The organism is Ulvibacterium marinum (assembly GCF_003626755.1).
GTDB classification, from domain to species: domain Bacteria; phylum Bacteroidota; class Bacteroidia; order Flavobacteriales; family Flavobacteriaceae; genus Ulvibacterium; species Ulvibacterium marinum.
The window spans coordinates 327,025-346,246 of sequence record NZ_RBCJ01000004.1; the positions used below are offsets into that span (position 1 = coordinate 327,025).

General features: G+C 41.3%; 16 protein-coding genes and 1 riboswitch. Of the genes, 9 read left to right on the forward strand and 7 right to left on the reverse strand.

The window, feature by feature from the left end; genetic code table 11:
• Positions 1–45: 45 nt before the first annotated feature.
• Together D7Z94_RS20570 and metK are read right to left on the reverse strand one after the other, a co-directional pair.
• Complete coding sequence (locus tag D7Z94_RS20570) at positions 46–1,338, reverse strand: O-acetylhomoserine aminocarboxypropyltransferase/cysteine synthase family protein (RefSeq protein ID WP_120713507.1); 1,293 nt, start codon at positions 1,336–1,338, stop codon at positions 46–48.
• Between the two features lie 118 nt (positions 1,339–1,456).
• A riboswitch (SAM riboswitch) is annotated at positions 1,457–1,592 on the reverse strand.
• Positions 1,593–1,667: 75 nt separating this feature from the next.
• Complete coding sequence (gene metK / locus D7Z94_RS20575) at positions 1,668–2,924, reverse strand: methionine adenosyltransferase (RefSeq protein ID WP_120713508.1); 1,257 nt, start codon at positions 2,922–2,924, stop codon at positions 1,668–1,670.
• A gap of 375 nt (positions 2,925–3,299) precedes the next feature.
• Between metK and D7Z94_RS20580 the strand changes: the two genes are divergently transcribed.
• Positions 3,300–3,914, forward strand: a complete 615-nt coding sequence (locus D7Z94_RS20580) for a deoxynucleoside kinase (RefSeq protein WP_120713509.1) — start codon at positions 3,300–3,302, stop codon at positions 3,912–3,914.
• A gap of 3 nt (positions 3,915–3,917) precedes the next feature.
• On the opposite strand, the gene D7Z94_RS20585 is transcribed toward D7Z94_RS20580, so the two are convergent.
• The gene (locus D7Z94_RS20585) at positions 3,918–4,928 is read right to left on the reverse strand and encodes an App1 family protein (RefSeq protein ID WP_120713510.1); all 1,011 of its coding nucleotides are present in this window, start codon (positions 4,926–4,928) and stop codon (positions 3,918–3,920) included.
• A gap of 200 nt (positions 4,929–5,128) precedes the next feature.
• Here D7Z94_RS20585 and D7Z94_RS20590 point away from each other — a divergent pair, with 200 nt between their 5' ends.
• Positions 5,129–5,830: an energy transducer TonB gene (locus D7Z94_RS20590; protein ID WP_120713699.1), complete on the forward strand. Its 702-nt coding sequence runs from the start codon at positions 5,129–5,131 to the stop codon at positions 5,828–5,830.
• Positions 5,831–5,892: 62 nt separating this feature from the next.
• On the opposite strand, the gene D7Z94_RS20595 is transcribed toward D7Z94_RS20590, so the two are convergent.
• From D7Z94_RS20595 to D7Z94_RS20610, 4 genes are all read right to left on the reverse strand, one after another.
• Positions 5,893–8,280, reverse strand: a complete 2,388-nt coding sequence (locus D7Z94_RS20595) for a sodium-translocating pyrophosphatase (protein ID WP_120713511.1) — start codon at positions 8,278–8,280, stop codon at positions 5,893–5,895.
• Between the two features lie 120 nt (positions 8,281–8,400).
• Positions 8,401–8,928, reverse strand: coding sequence for an inorganic diphosphatase (locus D7Z94_RS20600; protein WP_120713512.1), 528 nt, complete (start codon positions 8,926–8,928; stop codon positions 8,401–8,403).
• A gap of 73 nt (positions 8,929–9,001) precedes the next feature.
• Positions 9,002–11,497 carry a DUF5686 family protein gene (locus tag D7Z94_RS20605; RefSeq protein WP_120713513.1) on the reverse strand — a complete coding sequence of 832 codons (2,496 nt, stop codon included), beginning with the start codon at positions 11,495–11,497 and terminating at the stop codon, positions 9,002–9,004.
• A gap of 106 nt (positions 11,498–11,603) precedes the next feature.
• Positions 11,604–12,581 carry a pyruvate dehydrogenase complex E1 component subunit beta gene (locus D7Z94_RS20610; RefSeq protein WP_120713514.1) on the reverse strand — a complete coding sequence of 326 codons (978 nt, stop codon included), beginning with the start codon at positions 12,579–12,581 and terminating at the stop codon, positions 11,604–11,606.
• 155 nt (positions 12,582–12,736) lie between these two features.
• On the opposite strand from D7Z94_RS20610, the gene D7Z94_RS20615 reads away from it, so the two are divergent.
• The 7 genes from D7Z94_RS20615 (at position 12,737) to egtB (ending at position 19,207) form a co-directional block, all read left to right on the forward strand.
• Positions 12,737–13,483 (forward strand): electron transfer flavoprotein subunit beta/FixA family protein, encoded by a 747-nt coding sequence (locus tag D7Z94_RS20615; RefSeq protein ID WP_120713515.1) that lies wholly within the window; start codon positions 12,737–12,739, stop codon positions 13,481–13,483.
• A gap of 54 nt (positions 13,484–13,537) precedes the next feature.
• Positions 13,538–14,506: an electron transfer flavoprotein subunit alpha/FixB family protein gene (locus tag D7Z94_RS20620; protein ID WP_120713516.1), complete on the forward strand. Its 969-nt coding sequence runs from the start codon at positions 13,538–13,540 to the stop codon at positions 14,504–14,506.
• An 86-nt stretch (positions 14,507–14,592) separates the two neighbouring features.
• Complete coding sequence (locus tag D7Z94_RS20625) at positions 14,593–15,225, forward strand: bifunctional nuclease family protein (RefSeq protein ID WP_120713700.1); 633 nt, start codon at positions 14,593–14,595, stop codon at positions 15,223–15,225.
• Between the two features lie 9 nt (positions 15,226–15,234).
• Positions 15,235–16,698, forward strand: coding sequence for a NupC/NupG family nucleoside CNT transporter (locus D7Z94_RS20630; RefSeq protein WP_120713517.1), 1,464 nt, complete (start codon positions 15,235–15,237; stop codon positions 16,696–16,698).
• A gap of 50 nt (positions 16,699–16,748) precedes the next feature.
• Complete coding sequence (locus D7Z94_RS20635; protein ID WP_120713518.1) at positions 16,749–17,102, forward strand: four helix bundle protein; 354 nt, start codon at positions 16,749–16,751, stop codon at positions 17,100–17,102.
• A 48-nt stretch (positions 17,103–17,150) separates the two neighbouring features.
• Complete coding sequence (locus D7Z94_RS20640) at positions 17,151–17,975, forward strand: thymidylate synthase (RefSeq protein WP_120713519.1); 825 nt, start codon at positions 17,151–17,153, stop codon at positions 17,973–17,975.
• 71 nt (positions 17,976–18,046) lie between these two features.
• Positions 18,047–19,207, forward strand: coding sequence for an ergothioneine biosynthesis protein EgtB (egtB, locus tag D7Z94_RS20645; RefSeq protein WP_120713520.1), 1,161 nt, complete (start codon positions 18,047–18,049; stop codon positions 19,205–19,207).
• The last annotated feature ends 15 nt before the right edge of the window (positions 19,208–19,222 follow it).

The following is a 19,222-nucleotide window of genomic DNA, read 5'->3' on the forward strand; positions in this document are numbered from 1 at the left end:
AGCACCTTCCATTACATCTAGGAGGTGCTACAATCCTATCAATATCTAAGCTAAGACCGATTCATCAATAGCGGTAAAGGCCTGTTCCAAATCTGCTTTTAAATCATCCAAATCCTCCAATCCAACGGACAGTCGAATCAAATCCTTGGTAACACCGGTAGATTCTTGTGCGGCATCATCCAGCTGTTGATGTGTTGTACTGGCCGGATGGATAATCAGGGACTTTGTATCCCCGATATTGGCCAATAAAGAGAACAATTTTGTTTCATCAACAACTTTTTTGGCCGATTCGAATCCACCCTTTACTCCAAAAGTCAGGATTCCGCTTTTGCCATCGGGAAGATATTCTTCAGCCAAGGAATTGTATTTGCTCGAGTTAAGCCCAGGATAATTTACCCAACTCACTTCTTTTCTATCCTCTAACCATTGGGCCAAAGCCAAGGCATTTTCACTATGTTGTTTCATTCTAACGGATAAGGTTTCCAGCCCTTGGAGAATCTGAAAGGCATTAAATGGGCTTAATGCCCCACCATAATCACGTAATCCCTCTATCCTAGCCTTGATAATGAATGCTATCGGGCCAACCGCATCATGATAAATTAAACCGTGATACCCTGCTGAAGGCTCCGTAAATTCTGGAAAATTCCCATTGGCCCAATCAAATGTCCCGGCATCGATAATTGCCCCACCAAGGGCCGTTCCGTTTCCATTTATGTATTTTGTTAATGAATGGATTACGATATTGGCTCCGTGTTCAATAGGTTTCAATAATGCTGGAGTCGCCACCGTATTGTCAACAATAAAGGGGATTTTGGCTTTCTTTGCTTCAGCAGAAATTGCCTTTAGATCCAATACGTCTAATTTTGGGTTTCCTAGTGATTCTACAAAAATGGCCCTTGTATTATCTTGTACTGCTTTCCCAAAGTTGGTGGGGTCCGAGGGATCAACAAAGGTTGTTGTTATTCCCAATCGGGGCAAAGTAACACTTAAAAGGTTATAGGTACCCCCGTATAAACTGTTGGAAGCCACAATATGATCTCCGGTTTTCAACAACACGAGAAGCGTATTTGCTATAGCTGCCGTACCAGAAGCCGTTACCAAACCCGCAACACCACCTTCCAACGCTGCTAGACGTTGCTCCAAAATATCATTGGTCGGATTATTTATCCTTGTATAAATATTTCCAAATTCCGCCAAGCCAAAGAGATTTGCCGCATGGTCGGAATCATTGAATACGTAAGCTGTACTCTGATAAATGGGAACAGCCCTTGTACCGCCATTAATTGTTGTGTCATGTCCAGCATGTAATGCATTGGTCGAAAACTTTTGATCGCTCATGATTTTAATTTTTTAGTTATTATTAGGTCAAATTACAACACTAAAATCCATTGCCAATTTTGCAATCAGATGCCATCAAAGAGTTAAGAAGAAAGAAAAATTACGGAAGTAATCATTCGAGTTATCTGCCAAGATGCCGAAACAGGTTCTGCACAGGTAGAATTTAGCACCTTCTTTGTTACGAATAGTACTTGGGGAACAAAGGGTTGCTAAGGCTTCAAAGGGTCTATTCCCTCCACCTTTCTTGATAACTTTTCAATACGTGTTTGAACTTTTGAAACACAAATATAAGGAGGGACTTTTAGATTTTCCTAATATTTAAATAAAAATTATAAATCGAAAGCCGATTTTATCTCTTCAATCTTATCCAATTTTTCCCACGTAAACAGTTCCACCTCCTTTTCTACCCTACCGCTATAAGGCGATTCGAAGATTTTGGTTACCGTTTTGGGCTGTTTGCCCATATGCCCATAGGCCGCGGATTCCAAATAAATCGGGTTCCTTAGCTTTAGCCGATCTTCTATGGCAAATGGGCGCATGTCAAACAAACGGGATACTTTTTCCGCGATTTCCCCGTCTGTTAGATCAACGTTGGCAGTACCATAGGTTTCCACGAATATTGAGGTAGGTTCTACCACCCCAATGGCATAGCTTACTTGTACCAAAATTTCATCCGCAACACCGGCAGCCACCAAGTTCTTTGCGGCATGTCTAGCGGCATAGGCCGCACTTCGATCTACTTTGCTAGGGTCTTTACCACTAAATGCACCGCCTCCATGGGCACCTTTTCCACCATAGGTATCTACAATAATCTTTCTTCCCGTTAATCCGGTGTCCCCATGTGGCCCTCCAATGACAAACTTTCCGGTTGGGTTTATGTGATATTGTATTTGCCCATCGAATAGTGTCTGTATTTCCTTTGGTAATTGACCTTTTACCTCTGGTATTACAATTTGGACGATATCATCCTTTATTTTGGCCAACATTTTATTGTCGTCGTCATCAAAAGCATCATGCTGTGTAGAAACAACAATAGTATCTATCCGTTGTGGCACGTTTTCATTTGAATATTCAATGGTTACCTGTGCCTTAGCATCCGGACGTAAATAGGAAATCTCTTTACCCTCCCTTCGAAAATCAGCCAACACTTGCAATATTTTATGCGAAATGTCAAGGGCAAGGGGCATATAGTTTTCAGTCTCCTTGGTTGCATAGCCAAACATCATTCCCTGGTCTCCCGCACCCTGCTCTTCTTTTGTCTCCCTATCTACCCCTTGATTAATATCCTGTGATTGTTCATGAATAAGAGAAATGACTCCACATGAATCTCCGCTAAATTGATATTCGCCCTTAGTATAACCAATTGTATTGATTACCTCTCGTGCAATATTCTGTACGTCCAAATAAGTATGACTTTTAACTTCCCCTGCCAAAACTACTTGGCCTGTGGTGACCAAAGTTTCACAAGCTACCTTGCTTTCTGGATCAAAAGCCAAGAAATTATCCAACAATGCGTCACTAATTTGATCTGCAACTTTATCGGGGTGCCCTTCACTAACGGACTCCGAAGTAAATAAATATGACATGTATATAATCTTAAGTCGGAGGAGAGATGATTGTAACCATACCAGAAGACATAAATATCTTGACTCAAAGTATTTTTCTGTTTTAGCATTTTTACCCCTAAAACAAGTTTGGGATCTGGAGGTTGCAATCAGTCAAATCTTTCCTCTTTGTTTTCGAATGCGAAAATAGTAAAATTGTTTCGTCAGAATGGCAAACTGATAAAGAATTGCAAAAAAACATTAAATCACACGCGCGAGGCTCAGTACTAGGAGGGGTACAAATTAGATTGCTAGTTTCGACGGGTATTTCAACAACGATTTCTTTTGCAAACCTTTTATACTTTGTATATTGTGAGGCGTTACCTTTTAAAAAGCCTAACCGAAATCGCGATTTAAATGCACATTGCAGTAGCAGGAAATATAGGTGCCGGAAAGACTACCTTAACCAAATTATTGGCCAAACACTACAAATGGGAAGCCCATTTTGAAGATGTAGTGGACAATCCCTATCTGGACGATTTTTACACTCAAATGGAAAGATGGAGCTTCAACCTCCAAATTTATTTCCTAAACCACAGGTATAGGCAAATTTTAAAAATCAGGGAAAGTGGCAAAAAAGTAATCCAAGACCGTACCATTTATGAGGATGCTTATATTTTTGCACCCAACCTACACGCAATGGGCTTGATGACAAATCGCGATTTCACCAATTATCAGAGTCTTTTCGAGTTGATGGAAAGCTTAGTGCAGCCCCCAGAGCTCCTTATTTACTTACGCAGCTCCATTCCTAATTTGGTGGAACAGATACACAAACGCGGACGTGAATATGAAAACTCAATTTCCATTGACTACCTCAGCCGACTCAATGAAAGATATGAGGCTTGGGTACATGGCTATGAGAAGGGAAACCTACTTATTATTAATGTGGACCAACTGAATTTTGTGGATAGTCCGGAGGATCTAGGACACGTGATCAATAAAATAGATGCGGAAATCAACGGATTGTTCTAGAGTTCATTTTTTAATGAATCCATTCTGACGCGCGTGCACCATGGCCTCCTCACTTTTACGGACTACAAGTGTGGGTGTATCCTTATAATTTTCAAGTAATTCGCCAATGCGTTGCATTCGTTTTCTATCAGGCACACTTTGAAGGTAGATAGCCATAATACGGTTAGGATAGCTCTGGGCGATATTAATATAGATATCAGCATCACGCTCACCGCTATCACCAATTAAGATAAATCTAAGATTTGGATATGTCTCAAGAATATTTGTAATCTCCTTTTGCTTTTGGGGCATACGGGATTTCGATTTCCGATAACCAAAACTGGACATTCTTCGTAAAACAATTGGGCCCTTGGGAAATTTGTTGATCCTAAGAAATAATTCCAAGTACCTGTACAAATTCCATGGACTATGGCTTACATAGAAAATAGGATTGGCTTTTTTTCCCGACTTTCCCCGGTGTAAAAGATGATAAAAATCCGCAGCACCTTCCAAAGGTTTCCTATGGACGGCATTCCTAAAAACCGTATTCAAAACAACACGCCATTTTAATGAGGAAACCACCCCGGTATGAAGTATGGTATCATCAATATCACTGATAACCCCAAAATCAGCGTTTTTGGAAGGAATCAACATTTCCCCCGGGAACTGGTTTTGATGTAATATTTCCCTTTTCAGGGCAGTATCGGAATAGGATATCCTATAGCTGAGCCACCCCTCAGCATTGGCCAAATGTCTTAAATTTTCCAAGGCTTCGTCAATAAGATAATAGCCCTCATTATCTGTCCTCCCACTAATTATTCTTTTATCGGCAAATGTTATGGTTATTGGCGTGTTACGGATTTCATCGGTCTCAAAGCGTTTGTAAGTGTTCCACAATAGGCTAAGGAATCCTTTTTCAGAAAGATCTATTTCCTCATCTTCCAACGCCCTGCCCCTAGCGTATAGATGCTTGTTAGTACCATAGGTCTGAAAGGCCATAATCTGAAGCTTGTCCTTTTTTATAAATGGGACCATAGCTCAAAAATAAGTAATATCCGTTCGGCTTAAAACTTATTCATAAGCAAATGGAGGGGTTGTGTATTTTTTTTGGATTGAATTCACATAGGCTTGGAAACAAAAGTTCATTTCACTCAATCAAAGGTGGCTTTCACGCATTGGTCCTTTTAAAAGTAATGTCAGGCAGGTAGATTTATGGAAACTTAAAATGGAATATGATGAAACCAAAAAAGAACCCAAAAATCGATTTAAACAAAGACAGGGCAATGTATTTTGTAGCCGGTCTTACCCTAGTTCTATTAATAACGTACGTTGCTTTGGAATGGAAGAGCTATGACACAATTGACTATGTTTCAACTGGAATGAATGTAGAAAACGAGCTAATAGAAGAAGTGCCTCTAACAGTACACTTTACACCTCCACCCCCTCCGCCGCCGATTGCTCCTCCGGTGATAGAAATAGTAAATAACAAAGTGGATATCATCGAAACGGAAATTATGTCCGATGAAACAAACCAAGACACCCAGGTGATGGAAGTAAAGGAGATCGAAGTAGCTGAAGTTGAGGAAGATGTAACGGTTCCCTTTATTTTGATTGAGGATGTACCTATTTTTCCCGGATGTGAAAACGCATCCGACAAAAGGGCCTGTTTTCAAAAAATGATGCAAAAGCACATAAATAAAACTTTCCAGTACCCCAAACTGGCAAAAGAGTTAGAAATTGAAGGAAGAGTCCACACCATGTTCGTTATTCAGAAAGATGGTAGTATTGGGGATATAAAAATGAGAGGGCCGGATAAAATCCTAGAGGTCGAAGCGGCAAGAATTATTGGCAAACTTCCAAAAATGACTCCCGGTAAACAACGTGGCAACCCGGTTAAGGTTCCTTTTGTGGTACCTATCACTTTTAAACTTCGATGAGATAAAAACAAAAAAGGCAAACCATTACAGTTTGCCTTTTGTTTATTTATGGAAGGTAAGTGCTATTTCTTTGCGTCTACCTTTTCAATCGTAATCTTGGTACTTTTCCCTTCTGATTCGATAGTTACATTTTCGAAATCTTCCAATTGGGCCTCTACTTCGGCCTGAGTTCCCGTAAATGTTTTTTCTTCAGTAACCTTTTCACCGTTTATCACTGTCGTGTAGGCAATGGTTGCTTCTGCCAAATCCGCACTTTCAGTGCTCATTTCCAATTTTATTTCCTTCGCATCCGCCGTGCTCGCCATTCCACTAACATTCAGGGCAATACTTGGCGCAATGACCAAGGCCACAACGGACATCAACTTCAAAAGAATGTTCAAAGACGGTCCTGAAGTATCCTTAAAAGGGTCACCGACCGTATCTCCAACAACTGCCGCTTTATGGGCATCTGTACCCTTGCGTCCCTGCTCTTCGATCATTTTCTTGGCATTATCCCAAGCACCACCGGCGTTGGATTGAAAGATGGCCATCAATACTCCAGCCGTGGTTACTCCTGCTAAAAGGCCTCCCAACATTTCCGCTCCACCAATAAATCCAACGGCGACGGGAACCGCAATAGCCAAAAGACCGGGCAATACCATTTCCTTAATGGAGGCGGTAGTTGAAATAGCGACACACTTGTCGTACTCGGCAAGGCCATCAGCTTCATCAAAAACAGCACGTTGCTCCGGAGTAGCTTTGGACATATCGGAATCCACCGCACGCATTACTTCCAAAGCTGCCTTTAATTGAGGAATATCCCTAAACTGGCGACGTACCTCTTCGATCATTGCCATAGCTGCGCGACCAACGGCATTCATGGAAAGAGCCGAGAATACGAAAGGAAGCATTCCACCAACCAATAATCCGGCCATAATATTCGGTTTTGAAACATCAATGGCGGTTACATTGGCCGTTTGCATAAAAGCAGCAAACAGTGCTAATGCCGTCAATGCAGCGGAAGCAATCGCAAAACCCTTGCCTATTGCGGCGGTTGTATTTCCAACAGCATCCAATTTATCGGTACGCTCACGGACTTCACTTGGCAATTCGGCCATTTCGGCAATTCCTCCAGCATTATCGGAAATCGGTCCGTAGGCATCTACGGCCAGCTGAATCCCCGTATTGGCCAACATCCCAACAGCAGCTATGGCAATGCCATATAATCCCGCAAAATGATGTGATACCAAAATAGCGCCTGCAATCAATAAAATAGGAAACATTGTGGACATCATGCCAACACCTAAGCCTGAAATAATATTGGTAGCCGCTCCAGTCTCAGATTGCCTTACAATGGCGTTAACCGGTTTTGTTCCCGTTCCAGTGTAATATTCCGTTACCTTCCCTACGGCAAGACCTGCAATTAATCCGGCAAGGACCGCCAAGAAAACACCCATCGATGTATATTCACTTCCTCCAAAAGTCCAACTTTCAGGAAGCATTTGTGTAATAATAAAATAAGAAGCCACCAACATGAGACCGGCAGAACCAAACTCCCCTATGTTCAAAGCCGTCTGCGGATTTCCACCGTCCTTTACCTTGACAAAGAACGTACCAATAATGGACATTATGATTCCTACCGCTGCCAAAACCAGTGGAAGATAAACAGCGCCCAAACCATCAAAAGCACCAGCAAACGCCGGAATTTGAGTAAATGCGGCACCCAATACCATTGTACCTATAATTGAACCAACATATGATTCAAAAAGATCGGCTCCCATCCCCGCAACATCACCTACATTATCACCTACGTTATCTGCTATAGTAGCAGGATTAAGAGGGTGATCTTCTGGAATTCCGGCTTCAACTTTTCCTACCAAATCGGCACCAACATCAGCGGCCTTTGTATAAATACCACCACCTACACGGGCAAAAAGCGCTATTGAGGACGCTCCCAAGGAGAACCCCGAAAGTACGTTCAGGACTTCACCGATCTCCCATCCTTGTCCACTATAAGCCATAAAAAGGGCACTAAGACCCAGAACACCTAACCCTACAACTCCCAATCCCATAACAGCTCCACCGGCAAAAGCAACCTCAAGGGCCTTTCCCAAAGAAGTTCGGGCGGCCTGCGTAGTTCTTACATTTGCTTTTGTTGCAACTCGCATCCCTATGAATCCAGCTAAAGCGGAACAGATGGCACCAACTATAAAGGACACGGCGACCATTCCATTGGAACCTTCCTCACTGCTCCCCTTAAAGAAAAGAAGTACGGCGACCGCAGCGACAAAAATCGCAAGAATTTTGTATTCAGCCTTTAGGAATGACATAGCTCCGTCGGCAATATTTTTAGCGATTCGTGCCATTTTGGCGTCGCCAACCTCTTGTTTGGAGACCCACATATTTTTAATAAACACAAATAATAAGGCCAACATGCCAAAAACAGGCAAAAACTTCACGATTAATTCCATCTTGTTTAGTTGTTTATAATTTTTTAGAACGGGGGCAAAAGTAGTAAAATAGAACAGAATAAAAAAGCAATATCTTCTAACGGATATTGCTATTATTTAAGGAGTTATAAAGTGTAGTTTTCATTTAATGCTGACCTCCTTTGTAGGAACATCACTTTTTGTAAATCTGTTGATGCACTTAGCCACGATGTCCTTAGCTTGGTCCACATTGCCCCAACCTCCTACATCTACTTTTTTCTTCTCCAGATCTTTATAGACCTTAAAAAAATGTTCAATTTCTTTTATTAAGTGAGGATTTAAGTCGCTCAAGTCTTTGGTTTTGTTCCCAATGGGATCGGAAATGGGAACACAAATAACTTTTTCATCAGGGCCTTTTTCGTCGGTCATATGAAATACCCCAATGGGTTTGACCTCCATAACACATCCTGGAAAAGTAGGTTCGGTAACCAAAACCAGGACATCCAAGGGATCTCCGTCCAAAGCCAAGGTTTCAGGAATGAAACCATAATCCGCAGGATACATCATTGAAGAAAATATCATTCTGTCATATCGGATTTTTTTAAGCTCAAAATCATATTCATATTTGTTGCGGCTTCCCTTGGGAATTTCAATCAATACATCAAAAGAAGATACTTCTTCGGCTTTCATAACAATATTGGTTTTAGACTTACAAAATTACGCAAATGGATTTCCTCTGGGAGAGTTAAAGATGAAAGGAATTTTAGAAATTAAACCCAAAAGTCCCGGTAACGCTAAAAGGTCGTGCATTGGGACTGTCCAAATAATTTCCGCGAAAGTTAAAATCGATTCTAAAAATCTTAAAGATATTCCCTATTCCCACGGAATATTCATAATATATTTTTTCGTTGGGTGCCCGTAATGGGATATTCGTTGGGGCGCTAAGGGCTATATTTTCATCCGACAGTTCTCCCCAGACTCCACGTAAGCCCACAATTTCCCTTAGGTTCCATTTTCGTAATAAAGGTATTCTGGAAAACAAACGGCCATTAAAATTATGTTCAAGGTGAACAGATGCGTAGGTATCCGTTACAAATTCATAAAAGTCCAGATTGGGAAAGGTGTTATATATGGAAAACAAGGTTTGGTTACCGGGCACAACATTTAATAGCCCCAATGGGACCTCTCCAAAGGTCTTCCCTATTTCAATGGTACTGAACAATCTTCCAAATCCTCCCAATTGCCAGGGCTGGGTATACGAAAATTGAATTTTACTATAATTGAAATCGCTCTCCAAAAAACCGTCGATTCCTCGAGTATAGTTCAAAAGCAAAGTACTATAGTTATCATTGATATCCTTACGCTCCACCCCATAACCTATAGTCCTTTTTCCAGGGGTGTAAATGAGAAGGGTACTTAGATCAAACTGTTTTATTTCCGATGAAATTCCTGTTGGGGATTCGCTATCCACATACTCCAAGCTAAAGGCATCCGGTAGGGCCGAGCTCAATGTTCGAAAAGAACTGCCCAAACGTATCCTAAAATTGGTCAAAGGTTCTATTTCCAGATTGAATGTACTCAGGTTAATATTCGTTAACCTGTCATTGGCACCTACCGTAAAAATAGCGGACGATGCCACACTTCTACCTAAAACATCATTAGTGGAGGTAAGGCTGATGCCCAGTTGTTCAATATCCCTTCTATTTCCGCCCGAAATTATCAACCTACTTTTCTTGTCCAACAAAAACTTGGCCGAGAATCCGTGCTTTACTTTTTTGTCCGAAAAACCATAGGCCATATATCCTTCTAAGCGCCATGGATCGTTCTGACCAAAATAGGTGCGTGCACCTCCTCTTAATCGAAAACCTTCCGCATCGTTAAAACCAAAAATGCTGTATACATCCCCAATATCCAGATTCCACTTATCAATTTCGATATATCCAGATCCCAGTACACTCACCAGATTATAGTAGGTCTTAAACTTGGGAACCGTTTTCAAGGTGTCCAATAATTGATAGATGCCTTTTTCATCCTTATTAAGGGCCTCTAACCTGCTATTTTTCCAAAACACACTGTCACGGTCCAAAATTTGTGGGTCAAAAGGATTGCCTTCCGCTCTATAAAAACTCTTTGGTTTTGAAATATCGAATACATAATTATCGTAAACCGTTGTTCGCTTTCCATAAATTCCCCGGGATTCCTCTTTTTTCTGAAAACTAAAATCGCTTAGCATATAATCCCGTTTTAATAAGAATACGGAATCGTTTACAACATCAAAATCCTGTTCAATGTAGATTTCCTTTACCCAATTGATATTGGCGCTTTTGGTGACCTCAAGATTTATGTTTTTTATGGCGTAGGTAGAATCGTTTACCCAAAAATCTCCCTTAAAGGTAAGCTCATTCTTCCTTCTGGGGTAGTATACAATATTGTAACACCATTTATCCTCTATAAAGGCACTATCCCGAAGGACATAGTTATAAGTGTCCACACCTGTTCTTGATAGAGGACTGGTGAAGCTCTTATCAAAGAACTTTAAGTAATTGTCATAAATATCGTAGTTCTGATAGAGATCCTTTACAAATGCTATGATGGCCTGATTGTTATCAAAACCCGAATTTTTATTTCCCAGGACCACTTCCTTTTCTTCGTCCAATAGATTATCACCATGGACCTTGGAAAATGTTTCGTTCAAAAAAATGGGAAGATAGGTCTTACCTGTAATGCGAGAGGTATCCAAATCTTTAAAAACAAACTCCAGCCCCCTAAAAATCTTACTTTCCATAAGGGCACTATCTATGGTATTGAGGTCGAACTCTATCTTTTCATACTTATCATATTGGTATTGTTTGAACTTTCGAACACCATTTTCCCGTTTTTTGGCCCAAATCTTTTTCAGTATCTCTACGGCAGGATTATTCTTTTTTGATTGTTTTCCAGAATATACCACTACCTCATCCAATTGTTCCGTGGATTCCTTTAAAACAACCTCCATATTATAACTGACCCTGGAAGTCAACGGAATCTCCTGTGTGTCATATCCAATAAAGGACACAATTAAAACATCATAATCATTATCGGACTCCATATAAAAACGACCATTGTCATTGGTAATGGTACCTTCGGAAGAGTTCTTGAACAGCACATTGGCAAATGCTACCGGTTTTCCGGAATCGTCCAGGACAACGCCCCCAACTTTGGTTTGTGAAATAGCGACAAAGGAAAAAAGAAAGAGTAGTAGGAAAAGGTTTTTTTTCATGCAGTGAAGTATTCTCAACTGTTCCGTATGCAAATAGCGTTCCAATAAAAAAGCTTCGCCGGCCTTTGGTCGGAGAAGCTAATATACCTTTACAATATGGTTTACCTTATTTATATAACACTTTTTTAACGGCCTCGATGACGTCCCGGTGATTGGGTATCCATTCTTCCAACAAAACTGGTGAGTATGGTGCCGGAGTATCTGCAGTATTAATTTTTACAATAGGAGCGTCCAAGTAATCAAAAATGTTGGATTGCACTTGATAGGTAATTTCCGTGGCCACATTGCCAAAAGGCCAGGCTTCCTCAAGTACGACCAATCTATTGGTCTTTTTCACGGATTTAAAAATGGCTTCCGAATCCATAGGTTTAACCGTTCTCAAATCGATGATTTCACAACTGATATTCTCTTTGGCAAGTTCATCGGCGGCCTTATCCGCTTCCTTTATGATTTTTCCAAACGAAACAATAGTTACATCGGTTCCTTCCCTTCTAATATCAGCCACCCCTAACGGAATGGTATATTCTCCTTCCGGCACTTCTCCTTTATCACCGTACATCTGTTCGGATTCCATAAAAATGACAGGATCATCATCCCTTATAGCCGATTTTAGCAACCCTTTCGCATCATTTGGATTGGAAGGCACTACCACCTTAAGACCCGGGCAGTTGGCGTACCAACTTTCAAAAGCCTGGGAATGTGTAGCCGCCAATTGGCCTGCGGAAGCAGTAGGTCCACGAAATACAATAGGGCAGTTAAATTGACCCCCAGACATTTGCCTGATTTTCGCAGCGTTATTGATTATCTGGTCTATCCCGACAAGTGCAAAATTGAAGGTCATAAACTCTATTATCGGCCTGTTTCCGTTCATGGCAGATCCAACTCCTATCCCGGAGAAACCCAATTCCGATATAGGCGTATCTATAACCCGATCAGGACCAAACTCATCCAACATCCCTTTGGATGCCTTGTAAGCGCCATTGTATTCCGCGACCTCCTCACCCATTAGATAAATAGTTTCGTCCCTGCGCATCTCCTCGGACATGGCTTCGGCAATAGCTTGCCTAAACTGTAATGTTTTCATTAAGTCAAATTTCAAATGCAAGCAAAAATAGGAAAATATATGGCAAACCAGGGAACGTTGGAATCAAAAAAAGAAGTAAATATTTACTATGCGCGCATAGTAAATTTGGAAATTAATATGTATCTTCGTGCGCATATTTAAAATGCCCTTTACGAATGAAAATTTTAGTCTGTATTAGTAATGTTCCCGATACCACTTCCAAGATAAATTTCACGGAAGATGACACCAAATTTGATACCAATGGGGTTCAGTTTGTAATTAATCCGAATGATGAATTCGGGTTAACACGAGCCATGTGGTTCAAGGAAAAGCAAGGAGCCACAATTCATGTTGTTAGTGTTGGGGAGGTTTCCGTGGAGCCTACGTTAAGAAAGGCATTGGCCATAGGAGCGGATGAAGCAATACGCATAAATACAATTCCTACTGATGGCCTGTTCGTTGCCCAACAATTGGCAGAGGTAGTTAAAAATGGGCAATATGACCTGATTATAGCTGGTAGGGAATCCATCGATTATAATGGAGGGATGGTACCGGGCATCCTTGCCACTTTGCTTGATATAAACTTCATAAACACCTGTATAGGTTTGGAAATTGAAGGAGACGCCGTCACCGCTATTCGAGAAATAGATGGCGGCAAAGAAACATTGGCCACGACCCTGCCCTTGGTGGTGGGAGGACAAAAGGGATTGGTTGAGGAAAGTGAGCTTAGAATACCCAATATGCGGGGTATTATGATGGCCAGAAAAAAGGTTTTGAATGTGGTAGAACCTACAGATTCCATACGAGGCACAGAAGATGCCAAATTTGAAAAACCTGCTCCCAAGGGTGCCGTAAAGCTTGTAGATTCTGATAAAATTGAAGAGTTGATAGATTTATTGCACAATGAGGCCAAGGTAATTTAAATGGTATACCTGCCAGTTGGAATTGGAGTTTAAGAATTGAAATTTGATAAAAATATGTCAGTCTTAGTATATACCGAATCAGAAAACGGAAAATTCAAAAAAAACGCCTTTGAAGTGGCTTCTTACGCAAAAGTGGTAGCAAGTCAACTAGGTACTTCGGCAATAGCCCTAACATTTAATGTACAGGATGATGAAATTTTAGGCGAATACGGAATTTCAAAAGTGTTGAAGGTTTCTAACGACCAGCTCGCTACATTTAGTGCAAGAGCCTTTGCGGATACTATTTCCCAAGCCGTGGAAAAGGAAAAGGCCAAAGTTGTAATTGTTAGTTCCAGCGCGGATACCAAGTTTATGGCTCCTATATTAGCCGCCAAGCTCAAGGCCGGATATGTGCCCAACGTAGTTGCATCCCCAGAAAATACGGAGCCCTTTACGGTAAAGAGGACAGCCTTTAGTAATAAGGGCTTTGCCCATACGCAAATCAATACGGATATTAAAATTGTAGGTGTGTCCAACAACGCATTTGGCCAGCACAAAAACAAAGTGGCTATTGAAATAGAGGATTTCAACCCCAATATAGATGACTCAAGCTTTTCCGTAAAATCCGTTGAAGTGGATAAAGTAGTAGGAAAGGCAACCATTGCAGATGCAGACATTGTGGTTTCCGGTGGCAGAGGGTTAAAAGGTCCTGAAAATTGGGGCATGATAGAGGAGTTGGCCGAAGTTCTCGGTGCCGCTACGGCATGTTCCAAGCCCGTATCCGATATGGGATGGAGACCTCATGGAGAACATGTAGGCCAAACCGGCAAGCCAGTGGCCAGCAATTTATACATTGCCATTGGAATTTCAGGGGCTATACAACATTTGGCCGGCGTTAGTGCCTCCAAGACCAAAGTGGTTATCAATACAGACCCTGAAGCTCCATTTTTTAGGGCAGCGGACTATGGAATAGTCGGGGATGCCTTTGAAGTAGTTCCCAAACTCATCGAAAAATTAAAGGATTTTAAGGCGCAAAACACTTAATTTTTGTTAATTTGTGACCCTTAAAGGGCTGTTCAAAACTAGGTTGCCCCTTTGTTTGAACAGCCTTTTATGGCTTAATGACCATTATGAGTCTAGTTCGGTTAAAAATAAAGGGAATATCATATAGCCAGACGCAAAATGGGGCCTACGCCCTAATTTTGAATGAAGTTGAAGGTGATCGTAAGCTGCCCATTGTTATTGGTGCCTTCGAGGCACAATCCATTGCCATAGCTTTGGAAAAGGAAATAAAACCTCCAAGGCCTCTGACACATGATCTTTTCAAAAATTTTGCCGATCGGTTTGATATTGTAGTTAAACAAGTCATTATCCACAAGTTGGTAGATGGGGTATTCTATTCCAGCATTATTTGTGAACGAGATAAAATAGAAGAGATTATAGATGCCCGTACCAGTGACGCCATTGCGCTCGCACTGCGATTTAATGCGCCTATATTTACCTACAAGACCATTTTGGACAAGGCGGGTATTTTCCTGAAATTCTCGTCCAAGGATAAGGAAAAGGACGAGAATGATGATAGCATCATGGTTGATGAAATCCTGCAGGAAGGGGAGACTGTGGAAATAGATACTGGTGCTTCTGAGGCTTACAAAGAACTTAGTTTGGAAGAACTGCACAAGGAGCTTGATAAGGCGGTAACCAACGAGGACTACGAAAAGGCGGCCAAGCTACGGGATGAGATTTCCAAAAGGAACCGATAAAACCCCTCCATGAGAAAAAGTTGTTGGGTACTTCTGTTTGTCTGTCTCTACACTTTCCCTTCATTTGCCCAACACCTTGCTAACCAAGATACAGTTACCTCAGTTTTGGACACCACTCTTGTGAATGATGTCGTGTCCAAGGAAACTATGGATATTATCCCAAATCAGGGATTCACATTTACTAGTTTTTTACGGGGAGTTTTGGGAATGTTGGTGCTTGTTTTCATCGCCTTCCTATTTAGTTCCAACAAAAGAGCTATTAATTGGAAAACGGTCGGCCTTGGATTGCTGGCTCAATTTCTCATTGGTATAGGAATATTAAAAGTACCTTTTATACGTATTATTTTTACCTTTTTGGGAAAGGCCTTCAATAAGGTCTTGACCTTTACGGAAGCAGGGACAAGATTTCTGTTCAGTTCATTTACCACGAACGAAATTGAAAGTCCGTTGGTCACTTTTGCCATAATGATCCTACCTACTATTATTTTCTTTTCCGCACTGACCTCAGTGATGTTTTATCTGGGAATTATTCAAAAAGTAGTGAAAGGATTGGCATGGGCACTTACCAAACTCCTAAAAATTTCCGGGGCCGAGAGTCTAAGTGTCGCAGGTAACATTTTTTTAGGGCAAACGGAATCGCCATTAATGATCAAGGCATATCTGGAAAAAATGAACCGATCCGAAATCCTGTTGGTAATGATTGGTGGAATGGCAACGGTAGCTGGAGGCGTTTTGGCAGCCTACATTGGATTTTTAGGGGGTACGGATGAAGCATTGCGTTTGGAATTTGCAAGACATTTGCTCGCTGCATCGGTAATGGCAGCCCCCGGAGCAATCGTAATCTCCAAAATATTGGTCCCTCAGACAGAAAGTATCAATACGGATGTAAAGATTTCCAAGCAAAAAATAGGTTCCAACATCCTAGATGCCATGGCAACGGGAACTACGGAAGGATTGCGACTTGCTGCCAACGTTGCCGCCATGCTATTGGTGTTCGTCGCTTTTATAGCCATGATCAACTACGGCCTTTTAAAATTAGGCGCCATAGGGGATTTTAACGGCTGGATCGATCAAAACACGCCCTATAAAGATCTTTCCTTAGAGTTGGTATTAGGATATCTGTTTGCCCCATTAATGTGGCTTATAGGAGTGGCCAAAGAAGACCTTGCCTTAATGGGACAATTGTTAGGTGTAAAATTGGCTGCAAGTGAATTTGTAGGTTACATACAGTTGGCAGAACTAAAAAATCCAAAAAATCCGCTACATTTCACCTATAACAAATCCATAATCATGGCGACCTATATGTTATGTGGGTTTGCCAATTTTGCTTCAATAGGTATTCAAATCGGGGGAATTGGATCATTGGCTCCCGGGCAGCGCAAAACACTTTCCGAGTTTGGGATGAAGGCACTCATAGGCGGCACCATAGCTTCGCTACTCTCCGCCACGATTGCCGGAATGATTTTGGGATAGAAAAGGTGAAAGGTTAAAGATTTTAAGAGTAAAGGAAGTTTTAAATTAACATGAGGAATTTCAGGGAATTGAAAGTTTGGCAAGACTCTAGAAACCTGGTAAAAGAGGTTTACAGTTTGACCAAAAAGTTACCTGAAACTGAAAAATATGGTTTAGTTTCACAAGTGAACAGATGTGTTGTGTCTATTCCGGCAAACATAGCCGAAGGATGTTCTAAATATTCTCAAAAAGACTTCATACGTTTTCTACAAATAAGCTTAGGTTCTTTATTCGAATTAGAAACTCACATAATCCTTTGTAGGGATTTACAATTTATTGAAGAAAAGGAATCGACTCAAATCATTGAAAAAATTCAAACGCTACAGAAACGAGTAGCATCGTTGATAAAATATAATAAAACCTAATCTCCAGCACTTGACCCTTTTTCCTTTACCCTTTATCTTTATCCCACTATGAAACAATATCACGATTTACTGAAGCATGTTCTGGAAAACGGAAATCAAAAACAGGATAGGACAGGAACCGGGACTATAAGTGTATTTGGTTATCAAATGCGATTCGACTTGAGTGAAGGTTTTCCCATGGTCACTACCAAAAAACTGCATTTGAAATCGATTGTACATGAACTCCTTTGGTTCTTGAAAGGTGATACCAATGTTGGATATCTTCAAGAGAACGGGGTTCGCATCTGGAACGAATGGGCCGATGAAAATGGAAATCTAGGTCCGGTCTATGGCCACCAGTGGCGTAATTGGAACGACGAGGAAATAGACCAAATCAAGGAAGTTGTCCACTCGTTAAAAAATAACCCGGATAGTCGGCGCATGCTGGTTTCTGCCTGGAACCCCAGTGTGTTGCCGGATACGTCAAAATCATTTTCCGAAAATGTGGCCCATGGCAAGGCCGCCTTGCCCCCTTGTCATGCATTTTTCCAATTCTATGTGGCAAATGGAAAACTGTCCTGTCAGCTCTATCAGCGTAGTGCAGACATTTTTTTGGGGGTACCTTTTAATATTGCCTCCTATGCCCTGTTTACCCTTATGATTGCGCAAGTTTGTGGTTATGAACCTGGTGAATTTGTTCATACGTTTGGAGATGCCCATATTTATACCAATCATATGGAACAGGTAGAACTTCAGTTAAGTCGGGAACCGCGTCCCTTACCTAAAATGGTATTGAATCCTGAAGTCAAGGATATCTTTGATTTTACCTTCGAAGATTTCACATTGCTGGATTATAATCCACATCCTCATATTAAGGGGGCTGTGGCGGTTTAGAAGTAATTTTTACCGGAATGGTGGCAAAGGCAAAACATCATATTTTGTATCTTTAGCATTATTCATTTACTATGCTACTTACCGACACCCTTCTAGATTTTTTTCTAGAAACCCGAAAACATACTGAAACTCTCTGCGTACCTCTTGAAATTGAGGACTACGTGGTACAACCTGTTGTAGATGTCTCCCCGCCCAAATGGCATTTGGGGCATTCTACCTGGTTCTTTGAGGAATTCATCCTAAAACCTTATGCCAAGGGTTACCAAATCTTTGATGACGATTTTGCCTTCGTCTTCAACAGCTATTATGAAACCGTGGGAAAACGGGTAATCCGTTCGGACAGGGGCAATCTCTCAAGGCCGTCCGTGGAGAAAGTGTATGATTATCGCAGATATGTGACCAAAGCCATAAAAATTCTATTTGAAGAAAATCAAAGTCCGCAATTGTATAGTTTACTTGAAATTGGTATCCACCATGAAAAGCAACATCAGGAACTCCTATTGACCGATATCAAATACATTTTAGGAAATAACCCGTTACTTCCGGTATATTCGGCCCATTTGGAAGAGCATAAGACAGAAGTGCATACAAAGGAATGGATTCCTATTGAAGAGGGCATTTACGAAATAGGCCATAACACCAATGACTTCTGTTATGATAACGAGTTGGGAAGGCACAAGGTGTACTTGCATCCTTACCAAATATCCAATGTACTGACCACTAATTCTGAGTACTTGGAATTCATAGAGGCCGGAGGGTATAAAAAATTTAACCTTTGGCATGCTGAGGGCTGGGACTGGGTAAATCAGAATACTATTTCCGCTCCCCTGTACTGGCATAAAATAGATGGCGAATGGTATCAGTATACCCTTAATGGGCTACAAAAAGTAGATTTAAATGCGCCTCTGACCCATATCTCCTATTTCGAAGCCTTTGCTTTTGCCCAATTTAAAGGCTGTAGACTGCCCACAGAATTTGAATGGGAAGTTGCTCAGGAGTGTTTTCCCTGGGGCAACCGTTGGGAATGGACAGAAAGTGCCTATCTCCCCTATCCAAATTACCAAAAGGCGGACGGTGCACTGGGCGAGTATAATGGGAAATTCATGGTAAACCAAAAAGTGCTTCGTGGAGGTTCGGTCGCTACATCCAAAAAACATACGCGGCCTACGTATCGTAATTTTTTCCACCCCCAACTTCGATGGCAATTCACGGGTCTGCGATTGGCAAAATAATCTTTTAACCTCAAT

Coding starts and splice junctions, on each gene's coding strand:
- D7Z94_RS20570 (WP_120713507.1), bottom strand. CDS start 1,338: ATGAGCGATCAAAAGTTTTCGACCAATGCATTACATGCTGGACATGAC.
- metK (WP_120713508.1), bottom strand. CDS start 2,924: ATGTCATATTTATTTACTTCGGAGTCCGTTAGTGAAGGGCACCCCGAT.
- D7Z94_RS20580 (WP_120713509.1), top strand. CDS start 3,300: ATGCACATTGCAGTAGCAGGAAATATAGGTGCCGGAAAGACTACCTTA.
- D7Z94_RS20585 (WP_120713510.1), bottom strand. CDS start 4,928: ATGGTCCCATTTATAAAAAAGGACAAGCTTCAGATTATGGCCTTTCAG.
- D7Z94_RS20590 (WP_120713699.1), top strand. CDS start 5,129: ATGAAACCAAAAAAGAACCCAAAAATCGATTTAAACAAAGACAGGGCA.
- D7Z94_RS20595 (WP_120713511.1), bottom strand. CDS start 8,280: ATGGAATTAATCGTGAAGTTTTTGCCTGTTTTTGGCATGTTGGCCTTA.
- D7Z94_RS20600 (WP_120713512.1), bottom strand. CDS start 8,928: ATGAAAGCCGAAGAAGTATCTTCTTTTGATGTATTGATTGAAATTCCC.
- D7Z94_RS20605 (WP_120713513.1), bottom strand. CDS start 11,497: ATGAAAAAAAACCTTTTCCTACTACTCTTTCTTTTTTCCTTTGTCGCT.
- D7Z94_RS20610 (WP_120713514.1), bottom strand. CDS start 12,581: ATGAAAACATTACAGTTTAGGCAAGCTATTGCCGAAGCCATGTCCGAG.
- D7Z94_RS20615 (WP_120713515.1), top strand. CDS start 12,737: ATGAAAATTTTAGTCTGTATTAGTAATGTTCCCGATACCACTTCCAAG.
- D7Z94_RS20620 (WP_120713516.1), top strand. CDS start 13,538: ATGTCAGTCTTAGTATATACCGAATCAGAAAACGGAAAATTCAAAAAA.
- D7Z94_RS20625 (WP_120713700.1), top strand. CDS start 14,593: ATGAGTCTAGTTCGGTTAAAAATAAAGGGAATATCATATAGCCAGACG.
- D7Z94_RS20630 (WP_120713517.1), top strand. CDS start 15,235: ATGAGAAAAAGTTGTTGGGTACTTCTGTTTGTCTGTCTCTACACTTTC.
- D7Z94_RS20635 (WP_120713518.1), top strand. CDS start 16,749: ATGAGGAATTTCAGGGAATTGAAAGTTTGGCAAGACTCTAGAAACCTG.
- D7Z94_RS20640 (WP_120713519.1), top strand. CDS start 17,151: ATGAAACAATATCACGATTTACTGAAGCATGTTCTGGAAAACGGAAAT.
- egtB (WP_120713520.1), top strand. CDS start 18,047: ATGCTACTTACCGACACCCTTCTAGATTTTTTTCTAGAAACCCGAAAA.